This is a genomic window from Flavobacterium kingsejongi, from assembly GCF_003076475.1.
GTDB classification, from domain to species: Bacteria; Bacteroidota; Bacteroidia; order Flavobacteriales; family Flavobacteriaceae; genus Flavobacterium; species Flavobacterium kingsejongi.
The window spans coordinates 2725287-2747780 of the sequence record NZ_CP020919.1; the positions used below are offsets into that span (position 1 = coordinate 2725287).

Genomic DNA, 22494 nt, shown 5'->3' on the forward strand with positions numbered 1-22494 from the left:
GGAGTACATCATCATCAAATTGAAGCATAAAAATAAAATGAAAACAGCCTTAATAACAGGAGTTACCGGACAAGATGGAGCCTATTTGGCAGAATTGCTATTGTCAAAGGGATATATGGTGCATGGTATAAAAAGAAGAAGTTCTTTATTTAACACCCAAAGGATTGACCACATCTATGAAGATCCACACATTGATGACCAACATTTTAGGCTGCATTATGGTGATTTGGGAGATTCTACCAATATCATACGAATTATACAGGAAACACAACCCGATGAAATTTACAATTTGGGAGCGATGAGCCATGTAAAAGTAAGTTTTGACATGCCGGAATATACTGCTAATGCTGACGGAATAGGAACATTGCGTATTCTGGATGCTGTACGATTACTCGGACTGACAGAAAAAACTAAAATTTACCAAGCTTCCACTTCAGAGCTGTATGGTTTGGTACAGGAAGTACCACAAAAGGAAACAACACCTTTTTATCCGCGTTCTCCTTATGCGGTAGCTAAAATGTATGCTTACTGGATTACTGTAAACTATCGTGAAGCGTATGGGATGTTTGCCTGCAACGGAATATTATTCAACCACGAGAGTCCAAGACGTGGAGAAACCTTCGTAACCCGTAAAATAACAAGAGGTGTCGCTCAGATGGCTTTGGGAATGCAGGATACCTTATATATGGGTAATATTGATTCACAACGCGACTGGGGTCATGCGAAAGATTATGTAGAAGCTATGTGGCGTATTTTACAACAGGATAAACCCGAAGATTTTGTAATCTCGACTGGCGTTACTACTACCGTACGTGATTTTATCCGTATGTGTTTTGATGAAGTAGGTGTGGTGCTGGAATTTGAAGGAGAAGGTGTGACCGAAGTGGCTACCGTAAAATCGTCTTCTAATCCCGATTATGCTTTCCGTCCGGGACAGGTAGTAATACAAATTGATCCGGTGTATTTTCGTCCAACCGAAGTAGACTTACTTATTGGAGATAATACCAAGGCACGTACAGTTTTAGGCTGGGAACCAAAGTATACACTGCAAATGCTGGTACAGGAAATGATGGAAGCTGATTTGCACTTGTTTAAAAAAGAAAAATTCTTTAAAGATTTTAAATAATATGGAACTTAATTCCAAAATATATGTTGCCGGGCACCGTGGTATGGTAGGAAGTGCTATCCTTGCCAATTTACAGCAAAAAGGATACACCAATATCATCACCCGTACCTCTGAAACGCTCAACCTGATTGACCAACAGCAAACTGCTGCTTTTTTTGAAGCGGAAAAACCGGAATATGTTTTCCTGGCGGCTGCCAAAGTAGGAGGGATCGTTGCCAATAATACCTACAGGGCTGATTTTCTGTATGAAAACATAATGATTCAAAGCAATGTTATTCATGAGAGTTATCGGAATAATGTGACCAAACTGATGTTTTTAGGATCTTCCTGTATTTATCCTAAACTGGCGCCACAGCCTTTGAAAGAAGAATCGCTGTTGACAGGTTTGTTGGAAGAAACTAATGAACCGTATGCGATTGCTAAAATCGCCGGGATTAAGATGTGCGATGCCTACCGCGATCAATATGGTTGCAATTTTATTTCCGTTATGCCAACTAACTTATACGGATTCAACGATAATTATGATTTGCAGAATTCCCATGTGCTTCCTGCCTTGCTTCGTAAATTCCACGAGGCTAAAATTGCTGGTGATCCTACAGTAACAGTATGGGGAACGGGAACACCATTGCGTGAATTCCTTCATGCTTCTGATATGGCAGATGCATGTGTGTACCTGATGGAGCAATATGATGCCAAAGGATTTGTAAATATTGGTACCGGAATTGAAATTTCGATTAAAGGCCTTGCAGAACTGGTGAAGAAAATTGTGGGCTATACCGGAGCTATCGTTTTTGATACGACTAAACCAGACGGTACCCCAAGAAAATTAATGGATGTGACGAAATTGGAAAATTTGGGCTGGAAATTTAATATTGCCTTAGAACAGGGAATCCAACAAGTATATTCAGAGAAATTTTTATCATAATACAGGCATGGCACAGAAAATATCGGTTATTACCATAAATTATAATGACAAAGAAGGGCTTGAAAAAACACTTCAGAATGTAACGAATCAGAAGAATGCTGATTTTGAATTCATCGTGATCGATGGTGCAAGTTCGGATGGGAGCAAAGAGCTGATTGAACACTATGCCGATAAAATCGATTATTGGATCAGCGAACCGGATAAAGGGATTTATAATGCCATGAACAAAGGGATTCTCGCTGCCAAAGGTGATTTCTTGATTTTTATGAATAGCCGGGATACCTTTTATGATGAGAATGTACTGGCTACGGTTTCAGGGCAATTGACAGCCGACCATGGTATTTATTATGGCGATACCTTTATGCTGAAAACCAACTCCAAAAGAAGAAAAACATTTCCGGAAAAACTGTCATTTTCCTTTTTCTATTCGAGCTGCATCAACCACCAATCTACCTTTATTAAAAGGCAATTATTTTTTGATCACTTCCTGTACAATGAAAGCTATAAAATTGTAGCCGACTGGGAATTTTTTATTTATACTATCTGCCATCAAAATGTACCTTACAAATACCTGAATTGCCTCATCAGTAATTATGATTATACGGGGATCTCTTCTACAAACCAGTATGATGCCGTTTCCAGAAAAGAGAAACAACAGACTTTTGAAAAATATTTTCCTTTATTCATCGAAGATTATAAAAGGGTAGCCGAACTCAATTCCAAGCGTATAGGCCAGGTATTTCATATTAAGGAATATCCTATAGCGTGGAAAGTACTAAAGGGGATGTTAAGCTTCCTGACCGCACTGCTGCCTAAAAAATCCAGGACAGCAGATACGGAATCGTAAATAAGAATTGTTTCGGGAATTAATTGGAGTCTTTACGGCACACGGTCACTTTTAAGAACTTTCGTTAAGAATAGCATATTCTTATTATAAATTTATTGTAAAAGCTATGATTGTTCCTCCAATTATGGGTAAATTGGAATTGGTAACGCGATATTTTTTAACAAATTCGCGGGTTTAAAACAATAAAATCAATACTTTTGCGCGCCTTCTGTAGCGGGCTAATTTAGTTGAAGAATAAGAGATATAAGAATATGAAGAAAATTCACGTAGGTTTCCTTTTATCCTATGACTACGATAAGATAAAGCTTTCCCTTCCGCCTGTATATAAGGATGCTGATAGAATTTTTATTGCGATGGACCAGGAGCTAAGAACCTGGACCGGAAATAAATTTGAAGTGGATCCTTCCTTTTTTGAGTGGATCAAAGCGTTTGATGTTGACCATAAAATAGAATTCTATAGCGATAATTTTTTCGTTCCGGAGCTTACGGCGATTGAAAATGATACGCGCGAAAGGCATTTGTTGTCTTTAAAGATGGGTATTGGCAATTGGCTGATCCAGGTCGATAGCGATGAGTATTTTATTGATTTTGGGAAGTATGTCCGCGATTTAAAAAAACACGACCATTTTCTGGATCATCCGGAGCGTAATCCGGTACAAATTTCAGGGTTCCACCTTGATGTTTATAAGTACCTGGACGATGGCTTACTGTATGTAAAAAACGCATCCAAAGTATTGCTGGCGACCAATTACCCCAATTACAAATATGCGCGCCAAAGTAAAGAACGGATCATCTATACCGATAATCTGGTCCTGCATGAATCGTTGGCCCGTACTGAAGCTGATTTGCGGTACAAGCTGAAGAATTGGGGGCATAATGACGAACTAAATAAAACGTTCCTGGAGAAATGGCTGAAAGCGGATAAGCACAACTACCATGAAATCAAGGATGTTTTTTACCTTGATGCTACACAATGGAAAGAGTTGGGTTATTTGCCTACCAAGAACATACAAGAGCTGAAACAGCACTTTAATGAGATTGATTGTGTGAATGTGACCCAAGTATTCCTTTGGAAGAAAAACTTCGGGCAATGGTTCAAGCACCTTAAGGTATTTAAAATGGGAAAGAAGCCATTTTTTAACCCTAATTTCAAGATCAAATAAAACGGTTAGCGTTCTAAAACGAAACGGTAAACATTTAAATATTCAGAGGCTGCTTTTTTCCAATCAAAAAAAGCAGCTCTTTCTTTCATTTTCTGACTCACTATCGCTTCGTTCTGGTTGAAATGATTCAGCCCCTGCACTACTATTTCTTTCATGTATTCCGGGTCAAAATTGTCCCAATAGTATGCATGTTCACCGCCAATTTCGGGTAATGAGGTATAATTCGATAAAAAAACCGGTTTTCCAAAACGCATCGCTTCAATAGGAGGGAGCCCAAATCCTTCGCGAATTGATGGAAAGGCGAATGCAAGGCAGTGCTGCAAGAAAAATTGTTTTCCTGCTTCATCTACTTTTCCGGTGAGGAAGACTTTATCTTCCAATTTGTTGTCCCTGATATATTCCTTAATCACGTTACCATATTCATGGCTGTCATTTCCCGACAGGACCAGATTAACGTCCGGCATAAGGGCAATCATTTTTACCAGTGAGAGGAAATTTTTACGCTCCTGGAAATCACCAATGCTGTAAATAAAAGGGCGATCCGTTGGGATTGATGTGCTGTAATCCTGGGTGTCAAGGATGGTAGTAATAGGATTGCCATTGTGAATGATATATTCCGGTACTTTGGGGACATCAAAATACTGATGGGTTTGCTTGCGGGCGAATTCGGAAATATAGGTTATCGCATCCGATCGTTTCAGTTTGGCGATAAAAAGCTTGTTATTCCGGTGCTGCATGTCACTGGAAATCTCTTCGACAAAATTTACATCATGTACGGTCAACAGGTATTTTGACGTACGGTAAGGTTCTATTTTAGTGTTCTGATTGAGGGAGTGCCACAGGTCGTGTTTTTTTCTGATGCGAAAAATAGGATGCCGCTGCAGGCTACTGTATTTATGGTATTGAAAAAGAGGCCCGTATTGCTGTTGCAATCTTTCCGGATGTTTCGAGTTCAGGATAAGTTGCAGGTCATTGGGATTGATTTCAGCAAAAGCCTTAACTAATTCCTGGTTAAATGTGCCAAGTCCTGATGCCCGGTTATCGATATTATGAGATTCTAAAAATATTTTCTTCATGGGGCGTTAGTCAATTTTTCGATATTTCATCCAAAGTTGTAAATACCGTTTAAAAACAGAAAAAGAATGAACGTAGGCCAATACAAACCCTTCTTTACCATCCAGGATTCCGAGACGATATAGGTATTGCCACGTAAAGCGGTAGGCCGGCCTGATAAAAAAGTGATAGGCATTCGGTCTTTTTCTTTTTGCGTATAATGTCTCAGCCTGCAATTTGCTGTAATTACTGAGTTTTGTATTGTAATTATCGAAACTGGTATAGCTGAAGTGATCTGCTTTTTGTTTTAAATGCCCTATTTTTCCATTTACGGTTACCGTTTCGTGCACCAGTCCTTTGTATTGGCAAAAACCTTTATGGAACAGCCGGATTACAGTATCAGTTTGCCAACCACCGAAACGGATGTGCTTTCCCATGAAATAAAAATTCCTTTTGATGGCATAGGCAACGGTATTTTGGGTCTGGGCTACTGTGGCAAGGATTTCAGTTTGCAGTTCGGGGCTTATAATTTCATCAAGGTCGAAAAAAAGAATCCAGTCGTTTTGTGCCTTTGAAATGGCGAAATTCCGCTGTTCTGAAAAGTTATGGAACGTCTTCTGGATCACAGTTACATTTAGTTCTTTGGCCAGTGTGACTGTAGCGTCGGTACTGAAGGAATCCACGAAAATAATCTCGTCGGCAAATGCTAAACTTTCTACATACCTTCTAACATTCTGTGCTTCATTAAAAGTGATGGCTAAAGCTGTTATTTTAGGACTCGAATTATTTTTGGACATAACATTAAATATAATAGGCAAATGTAATAATTTTACATTTATAACTTTTTTAAAAATTACCTGATGGCATCCCTTCCCGTTTTAATGTATCATAATGTTTCTGAAGACAAAAATAAAAGCTTCAGGCTAACGATTTCTACAGTAAAACTCGAGGAGCAATTTAGGTATTTTTCAGAAAATAACTACACGACTTTTCACTTTTCTGAATTGGAAAACCGTATTGCGCTTCCGCCGAAATCCATAGTGATTACTTTTGATGATGTTACCACAAATCAATTCCTGCATGCTGTCCCTTTATTAAAGAAATACGGATTGAAAGCTACTTTTTTTATTCCTTTTTACTATCTGGGTAAAACGGATGAATGGAATAAGGGAGCCGAAAAGATTATGACACTCTCCGAGCTACAGGCAATTGATCCCAGCCTGATTGAGTTTGGGTATCATTCTTCGCGACACCGCCATTATGCTAAATTATCGGATGCCGAAATACAGGAAGATTTTGACGAAAGTGAGCGTATCATTGCAGCAAATGGATTGAAGGTTTATCCGGCATTGGCATTTCCGTATGGGAATTATCCCAAAAAGGAACCGCAGAAAAGTCGTTTTCAGGAACTCCTAAAAAAAAATAATATCAAATTCGGGTTAAAGATTGGCAATAGAAGGAATAAGTTTCCCTTTAAAAATACTTTTGAAGTACAGCGTATTGATGTTAAAGGAGAGGATAGCTTTTTGAAATTCAGGCTTAAGCTAAAATTTGGTAAGCTGAAATTATTTTAGCCCTTTTTGCAGTAAGAGCAACTTGGCATAGCGCGAAAAAACACCATAGGCATTTACCGCAGCAACAGCCAATCCGGGTACACCATCCAAAAAGCCGCGTTTGAGGATATAGGAACTGAAAAAACGGTAAAATGGCTTAAAAGCCAAATGAAAGAAAGTCACTTTTTTACGTTTCTGAAAAGCGGTATTGGCCTGGAACCATGCATAGGAGTCTTTCTTCTGTAAAAAATGAAACAGCCCTTTATAGGTATAATGGATCATGAAATTTTGCAATTGTCCAATGCTGCCTTTTACCAGTAGCTTCTCGTGTACATCGCCCTGAAAAACAATGCCGTCATTTTTAACCAGGCGAACTACTTTATCCACCTTATGATACAGAAAACGGTTCATGTAAAAATGAGGGAACTTTATTTTATAGCCGGCATGTTTTGGAGCATTTATAGTTTGCTGTATTTCAAACTTTAATTTTTCGGTAACCCGTTCATCAGCATCGATAAATAATACCCAGTCTCCGGTAGCGGCTGCAATAGCATAGTTTTTCTGGCTGGAGAAATTATCGAATTTGCGCTCCAGGACAGTACATCCTGCAGCGAGTGCTTTGGCTTTGGTAGTATCGGTACTGAAAGAATCTACTACAATAATCTGGTCGGCAAAAGCCACTGATTTTAGTGCATCTTCAATATAGGAATCCTCATTGTAGGTGGGGATAATTACCGATAATTTTGTCATTCCAAATTTTTTAGTGAAGACAAAACTAACAAAAAATAATTATCTTTGCGGAATGATGCAGAAGAATATTTCGATTATAATCAGTACCTATAATTCAACTGAATGGCTCAAAAAAGTTTTGTGGGGCTATAATACGCAGACGTACCGGAATTTTGAAATGGTCATTGCCGATGACGGTTCGAAACAGGATACTTTTGACCTGATTGAAACCCTGAAAAAAGAGGTTTTTTATCCTATAATCCATGTATGGCATGAAGATAACGGTTTTCAGAAATCGCAAATCCTCAATAAATCCATCGTCGCCTGTACGACCGATTATATCATGATGTCAGACGGGGACTGCATTCCACGGCCTGATTTTGTAGAGCAGCATATTAAATTCAGGGAAGAAGGCTACTTCCTTTCCGGAGGTTACCATAAATTGCCTTTGCAGTTATCCAAAGACATTACCAAAGAAGATATTTATTCCGGAAGGTGTTTTGACGTTTCATGGCTTAAAAAACATGGGATGGCAACGTCATTCAAAAATAATAAAGTAGATGCGACGGGGATTACAAGTTCGATCTTGAATTTCCTGACCCCTACGACACCAAGCTGGAACGGGCATAATGCTTCGGGCTGGAAAACAGATATCCTCGCAGTGAATGGTTTTGACGAAAGAATGCAATACGGTGGCCAGGATCGTGAATTAGGGGAACGCCTGGTGAATGCTGGTATCGCACCGAAACAAATCCGCTACAGCACTGTGTGCCTGCACCTCGACCATCCGAGAGGTTATGCAACACCGGAATCCATTAATAAGAACCGGAATATCCGCAAAGAAACCAAAGACCAGAAGAAAAAATGGACGGATTTTGGTATTATAAAAAAATAAGGCTTACGCTTCTTTAAGGTTATATTTCAAAAAGGCATCCAGCTCTGGGATAATCAGTTCCGGAGTGAGTTCCTGGTAAAGGGCATCTGGATTCTTTTCAATTTTCTTGCGTTCTTCAAACGTAAAATTATCAAAAAGGTTGGGTTTCATTTCCAAAAGATGAACCGAATGATGGAACTTTCCATCTTCAAAACTGGCCCAGTGGTCTTTATTCACATAAGGTGAAAAGATCGTAAAAGTAGGTTTATGCAATGCTTTTGCAATGTGGACCGTTCCGCCTTCATTCGAAACCAAGGCGTCACACTGATTCATCAACACACAAAATTCACGGATATTTTGGGCGTAAATCCCGGTGATGATATGCTTTTGGTTTTTACAAAGCGCATAGATTTTCTGTGCGTCCTCTTTTTGATGTGGCGCATAGTTAAACAACAGGTTTACATCATATTGTTCGGCAATAAAATCTACAAGGGCGGCAATATAAGGGTAGGGCATGGATTTTTGTGGCGTACTGCCTAAAATACCTAACATGATGATTTTCTTATTTTTAAAAGGCGCTAACGTAGTGTCCTGTTTTTCGGCTTCGGTCAGGAATATTTTTGGCTCGTAATCAATCGTGTCAAAGCGCTCCGATTCCTGTAACAGGTGGATACGGTCTTCGATTGCCTTTCCACAGATTTTAGTTTTTTCTTTTGCAATCGCTACCGGATTGGTGTAATACCCCAGATTTCCTAATTTCTTACGGCTTTTGTGTCCGATGGTTTGGATAGCATTTGAAAACTTACTGATGAGTCGGCTTTGCATTTTGGAATAGGGATCAAAAATCACATCGTATTTCTCTTTGCGTATTGACTGGATCAGTTTCCACAAATTGGGTAATTTTTTAAGCTCTTTGTCTTTGATCGAAATGATTTTATCGATATTCGGATTATTTTCAATAACGCCATGCGTAAAATCATATGCCAGGAAATGAATCTCACTGTCTGGATATTTTAGCTTGTAATTGGTTGCAATGATAGAACTTATCAGTACATCGCCAATGCGTTTATTTTGGATAATCAGGACTTTCTTCATAGTAAAATTTGTTACCGCAAAGTAATATTTTTTTTCTACTTTTAAGCCAAAATTTAGCTATGCCGGTCAACATTCATACACTTCCCGAATATTCAGATGAAAAAACATCCCTCCTGCAACTGACGGATAATTTTCATGACGAAGGGGAACTGATTGTTAAGGGGTCACGGAATATTATAAAATCGAATACCTTCCAGGGGCAACAGGTTAATATCAAGTATTTTAAGAAACCGGGCGCTTTTAATGCTGTCGTTTATAATTTCTTTCGGGAATCCAAAGCTAAGCGCTCTTTTGATTATGCGGTGCGGCTTTTAAAAGCCGGAATACGGACCCCGAAACCGATCGCTTATATTGAAGAAAAAACAGCTTTTACACTTCAAAGCAGTTATTATATCTGCGCACAAATCAATTATGACTTTACTTTCCGGGAGCTGATCCACGATCCGTTATGGAAAGACCGCGACCTGATCCTGGAACAATTCACGGAATTTACATTCCGGATGCATGAAAACAGGATTAATTTTCTCGATCATTCCCCGGGAAATACGCTTATTGTGAAAAGGGGGGAAGGGCAGTATGATTTCTACCTGATCGACCTGAACCGAATGACATTTGAAGATTTATCTATTGCACAACGGATGGATAATTTTAAGAAATTGTGGTTGTCCAAAACGATGGTTAAAATAATCGCCCGTAAATATGCAGCGCTGAGTGGGGAAGACCCGGAGCAGCTACAGTGTATCCTTTTGGAAAAAACAATAGCCTTCAAACGCCGGATTACCAAAAAGAAATGGCTGAAACGCAAACTGAAAAAATAAGGATTCCATTGGGAACCCTGCATAAAAAAGGGGAATTGTACTGCAATTCCCCTTTTTGTATTTCATATTAAACAGCGACGTCGTATTCGCGAAGCGCATTATTTAAGGAGGTTTTTAAATCTGTAGACGCTTTACGTTTACCAATAATCAGGGCACAAGGAACCTGGAATTCGCCAGCGGCAAATTTTTTCGTATAACTTCCCGGGATTACCACCGAACGGGCCGGTACAACACCTTTCATTTCTACAGGAGTGTCACCAGTAACATCGATAATTTTGGTCGATGCGGTGAGGCATACATTGGCACCCAATACGGCTTCTTTTTCAACGCGTACGCCTTCAACGACAATACAACGGGAACCGATGAAAGCACCATCCTCTATAATTACCGGAGCAGCTTGTAATGGTTCCAAAACACCACCAATACCAACACCACCGCTCAGATGTACATTTTTACCAATCTGTGCACAGCTGCCTACAGTCGCCCAGGTATCTACCATAGTTCCTTCATCTACATAGGCACCAATGTTAACGTAACTCGGCATCAGGATTACTCCGCTGGCGATAAATGCACCATGTCGGGCAACAGCATTCGGTACAACACGGATTCCTTTGGCAGCATATCCCCTTTTTAAAGGCATTTTATCATGGTATTCAAATATACCAGCTTCCAGCGTTTCCATTTTTTGAATTGGAAAATAAAGAACAACGGCTTTTTTTACCCATTCGTTTACCTGCCATCCATCGGCAACCGGCTCAGCCACGCGCAATGTCCCTGCATCGATCAGGTCGATCACTTCGCGAATAGCAGTAGTTGTTGTCGTTTCCTGAAGCAAAGCCCTGTCTTGCCAGGCCGCTTCTATAATAGTTTGTAGATTTTTCATGCTAATTAGATTTTGGGCAAAGATAAAACCATTTTTCATATATAAAGTATCGGCTGTTGGAAATGACCAGCGGTTATGCAAAATCCAACAAATTAAAGCTTTTTTATGATATCCTGCTTTATGGAGGCCTTGTTGTTGTCCTATTAACGGTTGTGCTGCTTTTTGGCGTTTTATTTCGTTATTTTAGAGTTTTAATTGACCGTATTTCAATACTATAATTGTTTCCTTTATCGTTATAAAATTTAAACCGTACTAACCCCAAACTTAACCTTATGAAAAAACAAATTAAAGTAATGTTGGCTTTCGCTATTGTATTGTCTTTTGCTTTTACAATACCGCAAATTCCTGTTAAGCCTTTTCGCGTGATCATTGATGCCGGACATGGCGGCCGGGATTATGGTGCAAAAACAGGACAAGCTACTGAAAAAGATATTACGGAAGCCATAGCACAAAAAATAAAGCTGATGAATAAAGATCAGAACATTGAAATTTATGTGACCCGTAACGGCGATACTTTTATGGATCTTAAAGATAGGGTCCAGTTCGTGAATAGTCTGGATGCCAATTTACTTATTTCCCTACATGTGAGTTCGGATAAGGATGTCGCATCATCGGGAATGGGAATCTATACCTATACCGATTCCAGCCATTATAAGGAATCAACGGCTTATGCCAATCAGTTAAAAAATAAATTGTCAGAAAATAAAAACTGGCAGATAGCACCCATTAAAGAAGCCTCATTCTATATTTTAAAAAATGTAAATACTCCTGCATTACACCTGGATCTTGGTTATTTATCAAATGCCAAGGATAAAGCTATCCTAAGTTCTACTGATGGGCAGGATGAAATTTCAAATGCAATTTTGGATTATATCCAGGCTATACGCTAATTGAACGCGTTAACAGCTCTTAACAAAGATTAGTATAAGTTTAATATGATGATTGAATCGTTCGGAAATGGTATTTGTAATTTTATAAGAACCAAATTATTAAACTTTAAAAAATTAATGTTATGAGTAAGAAAATTGCAATTTTAGCCACCAGCGGATTTGAGGAAAGTGAATTAAAATCACCGAAAGAACGGCTGGAAAAAGAAGGATGGACCGCTCATATTGTCAGCCTGAAACCGGGAACAATTCGTGCAGAAGTCAATAACGAATGGACGAACGAATATAAAGTGGATAAAACTCTGGATGAAGTTACGGCTAATGATTATCATGCACTGGTACTTCCCGGTGGTGTGGTCAATCCGGATGCGCTCCGCAGAAGCGATAAGGCAGTGCAGTTTGTAAAGGATTTCTTTACTGCTAAAAAACCGGTAGCCGCAATCTGCCACGGGCCACAAATATTAATCAATGCAGAAGTGGTCGACGGCCGTAAGATGACATCTTTCTTTTCCATCCGTAAAGATTTGGAGAATGCAGGTGCCCATTGGGTAGACCAGGAAGTTGTGGTCGATGAAGGATTTGTGACCAGTAGGAATCCGAACGACCTTCCGGCATTTAACGATAAAATGGTCGAAGAAATAAAAGAAGGCAAGCATGAACTACAGCATGATTAATTCAATTTAGATTCAACAGTAGCTGAATCAATCTGCTTTTTAAAACTCCCGTTTCCAATTTGGAACCGGGAGTTTTTTATGTAGCCTAAATTACTGAGGGAAAATTTGTGCCAGTAGGCGATAGGATTCCTTACGGTCTTCGAAGTTTTCGGCCATAGTGGCTACCATGATTTCCTCGATATCGTATTGATCGGCCAGTTTCAGGAATTTACGTTGTACCTCTTCCGGAGTCCCGGCGACAAAACGGCCTCTGTTATAGGCTATCCTTGCTTTTTGTGCCAAGCTGTATTTGATACTCATAATTTCTTCATAGGAAGGAAGGTCACCGGTAGCACCGGATTCAATATGCAGCATCCGGTAATCGAATTCTGTAATCCATTGTTGTATTTTCTCCTTATCTTCAGAACAAAAGGCGAAAATCCCCATATTGACTTCCGGAGTCTGCCGTTCTGGCGATGGTTTGAAATTATGGCGGTAAAATTCAACAACATCCGGGCCACCTTCTGGATTGATAAAATGGGCAAAAGAAAGTGCCATTCCAAAATGTGCCGCAAACTGTGCGCTATCGCCGCTGGAGGTTAAAATCCACAGGTTAGGAATTTGTTCCGGCCTTGGATAGGACTTTACTTTTTCATGGATGGTATCGGGTAATTCATCACCTCTCAGGAAAGCCTGTACATCGACCAACTGCTGCATAAAATCTTTTTCGCTGAAATTGTTTGCAGGATTTAACAGGTGGGAGGATAAGCGATCGCCGCCCGGAGCCCTTCCAATCCCCAGGTCAATACGACCCGGATAGAGGGTTTCCAAAAGCCCAAAATTCTCAGCGACTTTTAAAGCACTATGGTTCGGGAGCATAATACCGCCTGACCCTATTTTAATTGTATTTGTTTTGCCTGCGAGGTATGGAATCAACACTTCCGGGGCACTTCCGGCTACCATTTTAAAGTTATGGTGTTCGGATACCCAATAACGGGTAAAACCCAGTGCTTCGGCCAGCTGTACTAATTCACCCGATTGTTCCAGGGCCTCTTTTGCAGTGCCGCCTCTTTTTACCTGGGATTGATCCAGGACGCTTAGTTTAATATTTCTCATTGTGATTTACGGTCTATGATTATACTCCTAAATTGCAGTTTCTTATGACACTTAGTGTCATTTGGAGTAACGTAAAGTTACGAAGTAAATTTCTTATCCGTTATTATATTGCGCTTATTGAGGAGATGGATGCAGCGAATAGTGAATTGTTTTTTGTTTTAACACCCGAAAAGAAAAGTTATTTGTTTTTTGTATCCTATAGTTTCAAAAGAATACTGTTTTTGCAGTTTGGTAATTTTGGGGTAAAAAAATCCCCTGAAGCAATCAGGGGATAGAGTGGAATATTATTTTTGGGTTTCAATCCATTTTCGTGCATTGACAAACGCTTCATGCCAAGGGGAAACTTCATCGTTTCGTCCTTCCGGATAATTAGCCCAGTTCCACTGGAACGTCGAACGCTCAATGTGTGGCATCATCACCAGGTGGCGTCCTGTAGTATCACACATCATTGCGATATCAAAGGCCGAACCATTAGGATTGGCAGGGTAACCTTCATAAGCATATTTAGAAACCACATTATAGCGGTTTTCGCTATACGGAAGTTCAAATTTACCTTCACCATGAGAAATCCAAACACCTAAAGTACTTCCGGCTAATGTATTCAGCATTACGGAATTGTTCTCCTGTACTTTTACAGAAGTAAAGCCACTTTCGTGTTTTTTAGAATCGTTATGGAGCATTTTTGGCTTCTTCTCATGATCCGGGTTGATCAGGCCTAATTCTACAAAAAGCTGGCATCCGTTACAGATTCCTACCGATAAGGTATCTTCTCTTTTGAAGAAGTTGTCCAAGGCTGTTTTGGCTTTTTCATTGTATAAAAAGGCACCAGCCCATCCTTTGGCAGAACCCAGAACGTCAGAGTTAGAGAATCCACCTACAGCACCGATAAACTGAATGTCTTCCAGTGTTTCCCTTCCGGAGATTAAGTCCGTCATGTGTACGTCTTTCACGTCAAATCCGGCCAGGTACATCGCATTGGCCATCTCGCGTTCGGAATTACTCCCTTTTTCACGGATGATGGCTGCTTTTGGTCTTGCTGTTGCAGCATCAATTACTGGTTTTTTACCTGTAAAGTGGCTTGGGAAGCTAAACTGAAGCGGTTGGTTTTTATAGTTGTCAAAACGTTCTTTGGCTTTTTGGGCACCCGATTGTTTGCGGTCTAATAAATAAGACGTTTTGTACCAGATATCTCTAAATTCTGAAACTTCAAATAGATTTCCTTCGATCGAAAGATTTTTACTTTTTTCAACTTGACCAATTTTAAAAAACTCTATATTTTTTTGAGATAATTTTTGCTCAATATTACTCTGCTTGTTCGCTTGAAATACTATTCCAATATTTTCAGAAAAAAGAATTTTTACTAAATTTTTCTCGCTTAATTTACTAAATGAAATTCTTGCACCAAGATTATTGTCTGCGAAGCACATCTCTAATAATGTAGTAATTAATCCTCCACTTCCAATATCATGCCCAGCAATTATATCACCATCTAAGATTAGTTCTTGAATGGCATTAAATGCATTTTTAAAAAAATCAGAATTTTTTATTGTTGGAGTTTCATGACCAATTGATTTCCTAATTTGAGCATAAGAAGATCCTCCCAGTTTGTAAGCATCCTGAGAAAGGTTAATGTAATAGATGTTTCCACCGTTTTTCTGTAATACAGGCTCTACCACTTTTTTAATGTCGGTACAGTTTCCTCCTGCGGATATTATTACAGTACCCGGAGCGATAACATCACCATCGGCATATTTCTGTTTCATAGACAGGGAATCTTTTCCGGTTGGGATATTGATTCCAAGTTCAATAGCAAAATCAGAACAGCCTTTTACTGCTTCATAGAGTCGGGCATCTTCGCCTTCATTTTTACAGGCCCACATCCAGTTGGCTGAAAGTGATACACCCTGTAATCCGTTTTTGATCGGTGCCCAGATGATATTTGATAATGCTTCTGCAATGGCATTTCGGCTTCCAGCAACAGGATCAATGAGGGCAGAAATAGGCGCATGACCAATAGATGTTGCAACGCCTTCTTTTCCTAAATAATCCAACGCCATTACCCCAACATTATTCAAAGGCAATTGTAAAGGTCCAGCACATTGTTGTTTGGCTACTTTTCCACCAACACAACGGTCTACTTTGTTGGTCAGCCAATCTTTACAAGCTACCGCCTCCAATTGTAATATTTTTTCTGTTTCAGTATATAAACTTAGCCCCTCTATTAATAAACCAGTTTCTGAATAATAATCAATTTCTTTATAGTTTCGAGTAATTGTAGTATCTTCCATTACTACTTTTGGAGAACTTCCAAACATGTCTTCCAAAGCAAAATCCATAGGTTTTGCGCCTGTAGTTTTAGATTCAAATGTAAAGCGGTGATTTCCGGTTACATCCCCCACAGCGTACATTGGCGAACGTTCCCGGTCGGCAATTTTTTGCAGGGTATCCATATCTTTTTGTCCAATAACCAATCCCATTCTTTCCTGGGATTCGTTACCGATGATTTCTTTAGCAGAAAGGGTAGGGTCTCCCACCGGTAATTTGTCCAGGTCAATTAAGCCTCCGGTTTCTTCAACCAGTTCAGACAGGCAGTTCAGGTGGCCACCTGCACCGTGATCGTGGATGGAAACGATAGGATTTTCATCGCTTTCTACCAATCCGCGAATTGCATTGGCAGCCCGTTTTTGCATTTCAGGATTAGAACGCTGGATGGCATTCAGCTCGATACCCGAATTGAAGGCACCGGTATCTGCGGACGAAACTGCAGCACCACCCATTCCGATTCTATAATTTTCACCCCCTAAAATGACGATTTTATCGCCCGGTTGTGGTTTCTTTTTGATCGCCTGACTTTCTTTGCCATACCCAATTCCACCAGCAAGCATAATGACTTTGTCAAATCCTAACTTGCGGTTGTCTTCTTCGTGTTCAAAGGTCAATACGGAACCGGTAATAAGCGGCTGGCCGAATTTATTTCCAAAATCGGAAGCACCATTAGACGCTTTAATCAGGATGTCCATTGGTGTCTGGTACAGCCATTTTCTTTCGTCCATTCCGTTCTCCCAGTTGCGGTCTGCTTCCAGTCGGGAATAGGCGGTCATGTATACCGCTGTTCCGGCTAATGGCAATGAGCCCTGACCTCCTGCGAGACGATCACGGATTTCACCTCCGGAACCTGTTGCGGCCCCATTAAAAGGTTCTACCGTGGTGGGGAAGTTATGGGTTTCTGCTTTCAGGGAAATAACAGAATCAAAATCTTTGGTTGTATAAAAATCAGGCTTATCGGCTGATTTAGGTGCGAATTGTTGTACGGTAGGGCCTTTTACAAAAGCCACATTGTCTTTATAAGCAGAAACAATATCATTCGGATTTTCAGAAGCCGTCTTTTTGATCAGTTTGAATAGCGAAGATGGTTTTTCTTCCCCGTCGATCACAAACGTACCGTTGAAAATTTTGTGGCGGCAGTGTTCTGAATTGACCTGTGAAAATCCAAATACTTCGGAATCGGTAAGCTTACGGCCTATTTTTTCGGAAAGCGTATTAAGATAGTCTACTTCTTCAGTACTCAATGCCAATCCTTCTGTAGCATTGAATGCCGCGATATCCCCAATTTCCAAAATCGGTTCGGGCTGTATCGCAATGGTATAGATTTCCTGGTTTAATTCGGTATATTTTTGCGAAAGCATCGGGTCGAAATCGGTGAAAGTATCGGCTACTTTCTGGAATTCTTCAATCCTGAGGATGCCTTCAATTCCCATGTTCTGGGTAATTTCAACAGCATTCGTACTCCATGGCGTAATCATTGCGGCACGGGGGCCAACAAAAAAATCCGCAAGCACGGATTTTTCTATTTTATGAGCGTCGCCAAAAAGCCAGTTTAATTTTGAGATATTTTCAGCAGAAAGTTCGTTTTGCGACTGAACTGCAAAAACCGTATTTGTTTGGTTTCCGAAGAAATGAATCATGTTGTTTTTAGTTATGTTGTTGCGTTACGCAAAATTAATTCAATTGTATGAAATAGGCAATTTGAAAACGCTTTATTTGAAAATTATTCTGCACTATAATTATAAGCCCCCAAATCTGCAGGGGTACTCCTTGGATTTCCTAAGATATCATTGGGAACTGGTGTAGAAGGTGCTACATTTCGTGCAGCAGAACTTTCCTGTATTTTGAGGTTATTATTCCCCGGATTGATAAACCTCGGGTTGTTCGAGGTGGATGTTTTGGCGATCAGGCAATTGTTATAATACACATCACTGGACGCAGTACTGCTGGTAAACTGGTACAGTGGATTGCTGCCGTACTGCCCGGAAAAGTCAATAAATTTGATCAGGCAATAGTTGAAGGCAAGCTGGAATTGTGCATTGTTATTCTTGCTTAGTCCCAATTCAAGGTTGTTATTACCGTATATGATACAGTTGGTAAAGCTGGAATTCTGTAGGTTTTCCGTTAAGGTTCCCGTAGAAGTTTCTATAAAGTTGGTCAGGGTAACAGTAGGAGCAGAACGCGAGCCGCTATTCCAGTAATTGCCAAAGGTAGATTGGCTAAAGTTATATGTTCCACCATACGTCCCTGCAAAAGTACTTTCACCGGTTCGGCTGATGACTACATTCTCTCCGGTGATAACTCCGGTTCGTGCCAATATTCCTGAATTGGTATGATTGTACAGTTGGGTATTTTTGATCACTAAAGGCGAATTTTCAACCAATATTCCAATTCCGGCATTTTTGATAGTAGCATAATTAATACTGTTGTTCACACTACCCGAAGTGAGCCAGATCGTACCCCATTGTCCTGGTGTATCGGAAAAAGAGGGCTCGAGGCGGTCCCCTTCAAAAACCACCTGATCGGTTAATGTACCGTTGACCTGTAAGGAAGCATTGTTGGCAGCGATTAATCCGGATCCGGAATGGAAATGGATTTTTGCTCCGGGATCGATAGTAAGCGTTTTGTTCCCTGGGATGGCTGCATAGCCGTAAATGACATAGGGTTTTTGAGCCGTCCAGTGGAGTTCACTATCATCAAGGAAGAAACCATAGACTTCTTCACCACCAATAGGCAGGGTTTCGTAGGTTCCATCTGTATTCCGTGCAGGATACAGGAAGACAGCATCCTGGATCAGGGTGACTAAGTTTACATTTTGGGTAACACCGCCGCCGGAAAATTGTATTTCGTCAGTATATAGGAAGTCCGTAGGATTGGCATCCCCGATAGCTGCTGTAGTTTGAATATAAATATAAAGACTGTCTTTGGCCAGTACTTCTACATTGGTAAAAATCTTATTGTCGTTTCCGGTCATTCCATCTACTGTGATGCGGTATTTGGAATCCAGGCCTTTGCCCAGTTTCACGGAAGGGATGCTGATGTCTTTATTACTTCGGTTGTATACCTTTAAGGTGTAGGTGCTGGAACCGATGTTGGCAAACACCGTGTCGAGGTATATGGTATCCCTGGAAAACTCCAATCCACCGGAACTGGTTTCGAAATCAAAGTCTTTACGGCAGGAAGTAAAGCACACAATTGTTAGAACCAGGAATGTATAGATATAATGACGCATGGAATGGTAATTTTGGTAAATGTAAATATTAATTGCATAATTTAAAAATAACTTATTTTAATTCCTGACAGGAGCCTGAAAACACTATTTTTAACCAGTTACAATCATTTTATTCTTTAATTTTACCAATCTAAAATTTGAAATTATGTCTTTTGATAAAGAAAAAATGCTGGCGATGTGCCAAAAGTTTTCTGAAAACACACTGATGGAAACACTGGAAATTGAATTTATTGATGCGGGTGAGGATTTCTTAGTCGCGAAAATGCCGGTGAACTCAAGGGTGCACCAACCGATGGGACTCTTACATGGCGGCGCATCAGTAGCGTTGGCAGAATCGGTGGGCAGTGCAGCCTCTATATTATATATCAATCCTGAAGAAGAGGAAGTACGGGGGATTGAAATCTCAGCCAATCATTTAAAAAGCAAGCGGGAAGGGGTCGTTTTTGGTACGGCACGCATTATTCATAAAGGAAGAACCATCCATTTGTGGGAAATAAAAGTGACCGATGAAGCCGGAAACCTGATTTCTTTGTGCAAACTGACTAATATGGTGTTACCGCGCATCAAAAAATAAAAGAGGCTACGGACATGATAAATATATTGGATCGTATAAAAGTACAGCAGGAGAAAAACCTTCCTTTTGTAGTCTACAGAAAACAGCTCGAAACCGGGATTACCGGAATTTTTCAGGATACAGCAGCTTTGTTTTTATCGGAAGACCTGAGTGAAACCGGATTTGTTTTTGCTCCTTTTGATAGCCGTAACCCTACCATATTAATTCCGGAAGCGCATTCCGAAGTCATTCGGGAAGCATTTGTACCTAAAGTTATAAAAAGCATGGCAGATGATTCGTTTGAGGCGGATGATCAAGCCCGGCAGCATTTTGAAGCACTGGTTGCTTCCGGAGTAGCTGCTATAGAAGAAGGCCGTTTTTCCAAAGTAGTGCTATCGCGCAAAGAAAAGGTAGTGCTTCAGGAAAGGGATTACGCAGTAGTGTTTGAAAAATTGCTTCAGGCGTATCCTGCGGCATTTGTTTATATTTGGTATCATCCGGAAATAGGGCTTTGGATGGGGGCAACACCCGAAAAATTAGTACAGAGCGACCGTGGCCATTTTACCACCATGGCATTGGCAGGCACTCAAAAGTACCAGGATACGGAAGAGGTACATTGGCCCGAAAAAGAACGGCAGGAACAACTTTTCGTGACTGATTTTATCGTTCAGGAACTCCGGGACTATACAACTGAAATTAAGCTCTCTTCACCGCATACCCTGCGGGCGGGCGGGATAGTACACATTAAAACCGATATCACAGGAACATTGAAAGCCGGAGCTACGGTAAAGGAAGTGGTAACAGTATTGCATCCAACACCTGCCGTTTGTGGCTTGCCAAAGGAAAGTGCCAAACAGTTTATCCTGGCAGCAGAAGGCTATGACCGGGAGTTTTATTCCGGATTTCTGGGTGAATTGCAAAAGAATTTTCAAACCGGGCAGGCAGCTTCTGACTTTTATGTCAACCTGCGGTGCATGCAGCTTATAGGAAGTGAAGCTAATTTGTACATCGGATGTGGCATTACGCGGGACAGTGATCCCGAAAAAGAGTTCCAGGAAACAGTCAATAAAGCGATGACCATGAAGCGGGTTTTGCTATAAAGTAACGTTAAATAGAAAAAATCACAGGTGCCCAATAGGATAGCGACCTACCTTTGGGGCCATAAAATAATACGTATGAAATTAGATATATTAGTATTTGGCGCACATCCCGATGACGTGGAATTGAGTTGTGGTGCTACGATTGCAAAAGAAATCTCTTTGGGGAGAACAGTAGGTATTGTGGATCTCACCCGTGGTGAATTAGGGACGCGCGGTACTGCTGAAATCCGTGATGAAGAGGCCGAAAATGCCGGGAAGATCCTTGGGGTTTCCGTTCGCGAGAATCTACGGTTCCGGGATGGTTTTTTTACCAATGATGAAGCGCACCAACGGGAAGTGATCCGCATGATCCGGAAGTACCAACCCGAGATTGTGATTTGCAATGCTGTCGATGACCGACATATCGATCATGGAAAAGGGAGCAAACTGGTTTCCGACGCCTGTTTCCTTTCCGGGCTGATTAAGATTGAAACGCAGGAGGAAGGTGCATTCCAGGATGCCTGGCGTCCAAAGCTGGTGTACCATTACATACAGTGGAAAAACCTTACACCGGACTTTGTCGTGGACGTCACCGGATTCATGGATATTAAAGTAGCTTCCCTGATGGCCTACAAATCCCAGTTTTATGATCCGGATTCCAAGGCTCCGGTAACGCCAATTGCTACAAAAAACTTTAAAGACAGCATCCTTTATCGCGCGCAGGACCTGGGCAGGCTGATCAACACTGATTATGCCGAAGGATTTACAGTGGAAAGATATTTGGCAGTCAATAGTTTAGGAGATTTAGTGTAAATTTCTTCAAATTTTATTTGTAGAAACCAAAATGAGTCTTATATTTGCACTCGTTAAACAAATGGTGGTTGTAGCTCAGCTGGTTAGAGCATCGGTTTGTGGTGCCGAGGGTCGCCGGTTCGAACCCGGTCATCCACCCAGAAATTTAAAGCTTCAGAGAAATCTGGAGCTTTTTTTGTTACTATAACTTCCAGTTTTATTTTCCCGAGCTCTCTTCCTTTTGTATCAATTCAAGCGATAAAAAAACCAATTCATTTAAAATTAACTTGCGAATATTTTCATAAGACATTCAGTACATAATGCGATATTTATTATTGAACTTAAGTTTTTTTTAACTAAATTGCTGCTTATTAACTATAAATAGAATACTATGGGAACGTTTTTAGTTACAAAAAGAAAAAATGGAGAATTCCAGTTTGTTTTAAAAGCCGGAAATGGCGAGCCGATATTGGTTAGTGAAGGGTATACGACCAAAACGAATTGTCATAGCGGTATTGAGTCTGTCCGGAAAAATTCTCAGGACGAGTCTAAATTTGAAAAAAAAGAAGCCAAAAATGGTCAATTTCATTTCAACCTGAAAGCCACAAACGGCCAGATCATTGGTACAGGAGAGATGTATGCTTCTGCCGCAGGACGGGACAATGGTATTGCTTCAGTAATGAAAAATGCACCGGAGGCAAAAATTAAGGAAGAACTGGATTAATATAGTATTATCTTTCGATTACTTCCGTTACGATACAGTAAAAACCAGTACATCCATTGTATTGGTT

21 protein-coding genes and 1 tRNA gene are annotated in these 22494 nt (G+C 40.4%); 14 read left to right on the forward strand and 8 right to left on the reverse strand.

The genetic code is table 11. From position 1 onward, the window contains the following. The first annotated feature begins 37 nt into the window (after nt 1-37). The 4 genes from gmd (at nt 38) to FK004_RS12070 (ending at nt 4061) form a co-directional block, all read left to right on the forward strand. Entirely contained in the window at nt 38-1126 is a 1089-nt protein-coding gene (gene gmd / locus FK004_RS12055) for a GDP-mannose 4,6-dehydratase (protein WP_108738831.1), read from the forward strand. A 1-nt stretch (nt 1127) separates the two neighbouring features. Then, complete coding sequence (gene fcl / locus FK004_RS12060; protein WP_108737476.1) at nt 1128-2051, forward strand: GDP-L-fucose synthase; 924 nt, start codon at nt 1128-1130, stop codon at nt 2049-2051. A gap of 7 nt (nt 2052-2058) precedes the next feature. Next, the gene (locus FK004_RS12065; RefSeq protein ID WP_108737477.1) at nt 2059-2898 is read left to right on the forward strand and encodes a glycosyltransferase family 2 protein; all 840 of its coding nucleotides are present in this window, start codon (nt 2059-2061) and stop codon (nt 2896-2898) included. Between the two features lie 251 nt (nt 2899-3149). Continuing rightward, nucleotides 3150-4061 (forward strand): hypothetical protein, encoded by a 912-nt coding sequence (locus FK004_RS12070; protein WP_108737478.1) that lies wholly within the window; start codon nt 3150-3152, stop codon nt 4059-4061. Between the two features lie 5 nt (nt 4062-4066). Here the strand turns inward: FK004_RS12070 and FK004_RS12075 are convergent, their stop codons facing one another. Together FK004_RS12075 and FK004_RS12080 are read right to left on the reverse strand one after the other, a co-directional pair. Then, entirely contained in the window at nt 4067-5137 is a 1071-nt protein-coding gene (locus FK004_RS12075) for a glycosyltransferase family 4 protein (RefSeq protein WP_108737479.1), read from the reverse strand. A 6-nt stretch (nt 5138-5143) separates the two neighbouring features. Next, the gene (locus FK004_RS12080; RefSeq protein WP_108737480.1) at nt 5144-5911 is read right to left on the reverse strand and encodes a glycosyltransferase family 2 protein; all 768 of its coding nucleotides are present in this window, start codon (nt 5909-5911) and stop codon (nt 5144-5146) included. A gap of 63 nt (nt 5912-5974) precedes the next feature. On the opposite strand from FK004_RS12080, the gene FK004_RS12085 reads away from it, so the two are divergent. Then, a complete protein-coding gene (locus FK004_RS12085) occupies nt 5975-6688 on the forward strand; it encodes a polysaccharide deacetylase family protein (RefSeq protein WP_108737481.1) in 714 nt (237 codons plus the stop codon). Here FK004_RS12085 and FK004_RS12090 read toward each other — a convergent pair. Next, nucleotides 6680-7417 carry a glycosyltransferase family 2 protein gene (locus FK004_RS12090; RefSeq protein ID WP_108737482.1) on the reverse strand — a complete coding sequence of 246 codons (738 nt, stop codon included), beginning with the start codon at nt 7415-7417 and terminating at the stop codon, nt 6680-6682. The genes FK004_RS12085 and FK004_RS12090 overlap by 9 nt on opposite strands. A 52-nt stretch (nt 7418-7469) precedes the next feature. Here FK004_RS12090 and FK004_RS12095 point away from each other — a divergent pair, with 52 nt between their 5' ends. Next, complete coding sequence (locus tag FK004_RS12095) at nt 7470-8291, forward strand: glycosyltransferase family 2 protein (RefSeq protein ID WP_170108556.1); 822 nt, start codon at nt 7470-7472, stop codon at nt 8289-8291. Between the two features lie 3 nt (nt 8292-8294). Here FK004_RS12095 and FK004_RS12100 read toward each other — a convergent pair whose 3' ends face one another. Further along, a complete protein-coding gene (locus FK004_RS12100; RefSeq protein WP_108737483.1) occupies nt 8295-9365 on the reverse strand; it encodes a glycosyltransferase family 9 protein in 1071 nt (356 codons plus the stop codon). A 59-nt stretch (nt 9366-9424) separates the two neighbouring features. Between FK004_RS12100 and FK004_RS12105 the strand changes: the two genes are divergently transcribed. Continuing rightward, nucleotides 9425-10183 (forward strand): lipopolysaccharide kinase InaA family protein, encoded by a 759-nt coding sequence (locus tag FK004_RS12105; RefSeq protein WP_108737484.1) that lies wholly within the window; start codon nt 9425-9427, stop codon nt 10181-10183. Nucleotides 10184-10250: 67 nt separating this feature from the next. On the opposite strand, the gene FK004_RS12110 is transcribed toward FK004_RS12105, so the two are convergent. After that, on the reverse strand, nt 10251-11066 hold the full coding sequence (locus FK004_RS12110) for a 2,3,4,5-tetrahydropyridine-2,6-dicarboxylate N-succinyltransferase (protein WP_108737485.1): 816 nt from the start codon (nt 11064-11066) through the stop codon (nt 10251-10253). A 272-nt stretch (nt 11067-11338) separates the two neighbouring features. Between FK004_RS12110 and FK004_RS12115 the strand changes: the two genes are divergently transcribed. Then, entirely contained in the window at nt 11339-11956 is a 618-nt protein-coding gene (locus tag FK004_RS12115) for an N-acetylmuramoyl-L-alanine amidase family protein (RefSeq protein ID WP_108737486.1), read from the forward strand. A 122-nt stretch (nt 11957-12078) separates the two neighbouring features. Next, nucleotides 12079-12627, forward strand: a complete 549-nt coding sequence (locus tag FK004_RS12120; RefSeq protein WP_108737487.1) for a type 1 glutamine amidotransferase domain-containing protein — start codon at nt 12079-12081, stop codon at nt 12625-12627. A 90-nt stretch (nt 12628-12717) separates the two neighbouring features. Here FK004_RS12120 and FK004_RS12125 read toward each other — a convergent pair whose 3' ends face one another. From FK004_RS12125 to FK004_RS12140, 3 genes are all read right to left on the reverse strand, one after another. Then, nucleotides 12718-13722 carry an LLM class flavin-dependent oxidoreductase gene (locus FK004_RS12125; RefSeq protein ID WP_108737488.1) on the reverse strand — a complete coding sequence of 335 codons (1005 nt, stop codon included), beginning with the start codon at nt 13720-13722 and terminating at the stop codon, nt 12718-12720. Nucleotides 13723-14006: 284 nt separating this feature from the next. Then, nucleotides 14007-17687, reverse strand: coding sequence for a phosphoribosylformylglycinamidine synthase (gene purL / locus FK004_RS12135; RefSeq protein WP_108737490.1), 3681 nt, complete (start codon nt 17685-17687; stop codon nt 14007-14009). A gap of 83 nt (nt 17688-17770) precedes the next feature. Continuing rightward, complete coding sequence (locus tag FK004_RS12140; protein ID WP_108737491.1) at nt 17771-19279, reverse strand: hypothetical protein; 1509 nt, start codon at nt 19277-19279, stop codon at nt 17771-17773. 145 nt (nt 19280-19424) lie between these two features. Between FK004_RS12140 and FK004_RS12145 the strand changes: the two genes are divergently transcribed. The 5 genes from FK004_RS12145 to FK004_RS12165 all read left to right on the forward strand — a co-directional run bounded on the left by FK004_RS12145 (nt 19425) and on the right by FK004_RS12165 (nt 22427). Continuing rightward, complete coding sequence (locus FK004_RS12145; RefSeq protein WP_108737492.1) at nt 19425-19853, forward strand: PaaI family thioesterase; 429 nt, start codon at nt 19425-19427, stop codon at nt 19851-19853. 14 nt (nt 19854-19867) lie between these two features. Continuing rightward, nucleotides 19868-20932 (forward strand): isochorismate synthase, encoded by a 1065-nt coding sequence (locus FK004_RS12150; RefSeq protein ID WP_108737493.1) that lies wholly within the window; start codon nt 19868-19870, stop codon nt 20930-20932. A 75-nt stretch (nt 20933-21007) separates the two neighbouring features. Then, the gene (gene bshB1 / locus FK004_RS12155) at nt 21008-21724 is read left to right on the forward strand and encodes a bacillithiol biosynthesis deacetylase BshB1 (RefSeq protein WP_108737494.1); all 717 of its coding nucleotides are present in this window, start codon (nt 21008-21010) and stop codon (nt 21722-21724) included. A gap of 64 nt (nt 21725-21788) precedes the next feature. Then, nucleotides 21789-21862 (forward strand) — tRNA-His (locus FK004_RS12160). 232 nt (nt 21863-22094) lie between these two features. Next, the gene (locus FK004_RS12165) at nt 22095-22427 is read left to right on the forward strand and encodes a YegP family protein (protein ID WP_108737495.1); all 333 of its coding nucleotides are present in this window, start codon (nt 22095-22097) and stop codon (nt 22425-22427) included. Nucleotides 22428-22494: the final 67 nt, after the last annotated feature.

Coding starts and splice junctions, on each gene's coding strand:
- gmd (WP_108738831.1), top strand. CDS start 38: ATGAAAACAGCCTTAATAACAGGAGTTACCGGACAAGATGGAGCCTAT.
- fcl (WP_108737476.1), top strand. CDS start 1,128: ATGGAACTTAATTCCAAAATATATGTTGCCGGGCACCGTGGTATGGTA.
- FK004_RS12065 (WP_108737477.1), top strand. CDS start 2,059: ATGGCACAGAAAATATCGGTTATTACCATAAATTATAATGACAAAGAA.
- FK004_RS12070 (WP_108737478.1), top strand. CDS start 3,150: ATGAAGAAAATTCACGTAGGTTTCCTTTTATCCTATGACTACGATAAG.
- FK004_RS12075 (WP_108737479.1), bottom strand. CDS start 5,137: ATGAAGAAAATATTTTTAGAATCTCATAATATCGATAACCGGGCATCA.
- FK004_RS12080 (WP_108737480.1), bottom strand. CDS start 5,911: ATGTCCAAAAATAATTCGAGTCCTAAAATAACAGCTTTAGCCATCACT.
- FK004_RS12085 (WP_108737481.1), top strand. CDS start 5,975: ATGGCATCCCTTCCCGTTTTAATGTATCATAATGTTTCTGAAGACAAA.
- FK004_RS12090 (WP_108737482.1), bottom strand. CDS start 7,417: ATGACAAAATTATCGGTAATTATCCCCACCTACAATGAGGATTCCTAT.
- FK004_RS12095 (WP_170108556.1), top strand. CDS start 7,470: ATGATGCAGAAGAATATTTCGATTATAATCAGTACCTATAATTCAACT.
- FK004_RS12100 (WP_108737483.1), bottom strand. CDS start 9,365: ATGAAGAAAGTCCTGATTATCCAAAATAAACGCATTGGCGATGTACTG.
- FK004_RS12105 (WP_108737484.1), top strand. CDS start 9,425: ATGCCGGTCAACATTCATACACTTCCCGAATATTCAGATGAAAAAACA.
- FK004_RS12110 (WP_108737485.1), bottom strand. CDS start 11,066: ATGAAAAATCTACAAACTATTATAGAAGCGGCCTGGCAAGACAGGGCT.
- FK004_RS12115 (WP_108737486.1), top strand. CDS start 11,339: ATGAAAAAACAAATTAAAGTAATGTTGGCTTTCGCTATTGTATTGTCT.
- FK004_RS12120 (WP_108737487.1), top strand. CDS start 12,079: ATGAGTAAGAAAATTGCAATTTTAGCCACCAGCGGATTTGAGGAAAGT.
- FK004_RS12125 (WP_108737488.1), bottom strand. CDS start 13,722: ATGAGAAATATTAAACTAAGCGTCCTGGATCAATCCCAGGTAAAAAGA.
- purL (WP_108737490.1), bottom strand. CDS start 17,687: ATGATTCATTTCTTCGGAAACCAAACAAATACGGTTTTTGCAGTTCAG.
- FK004_RS12140 (WP_108737491.1), bottom strand. CDS start 19,279: ATGCGTCATTATATCTATACATTCCTGGTTCTAACAATTGTGTGCTTT.
- FK004_RS12145 (WP_108737492.1), top strand. CDS start 19,425: ATGTCTTTTGATAAAGAAAAAATGCTGGCGATGTGCCAAAAGTTTTCT.
- FK004_RS12150 (WP_108737493.1), top strand. CDS start 19,868: ATGATAAATATATTGGATCGTATAAAAGTACAGCAGGAGAAAAACCTT.
- bshB1 (WP_108737494.1), top strand. CDS start 21,008: ATGAAATTAGATATATTAGTATTTGGCGCACATCCCGATGACGTGGAA.
- FK004_RS12165 (WP_108737495.1), top strand. CDS start 22,095: ATGGGAACGTTTTTAGTTACAAAAAGAAAAAATGGAGAATTCCAGTTT.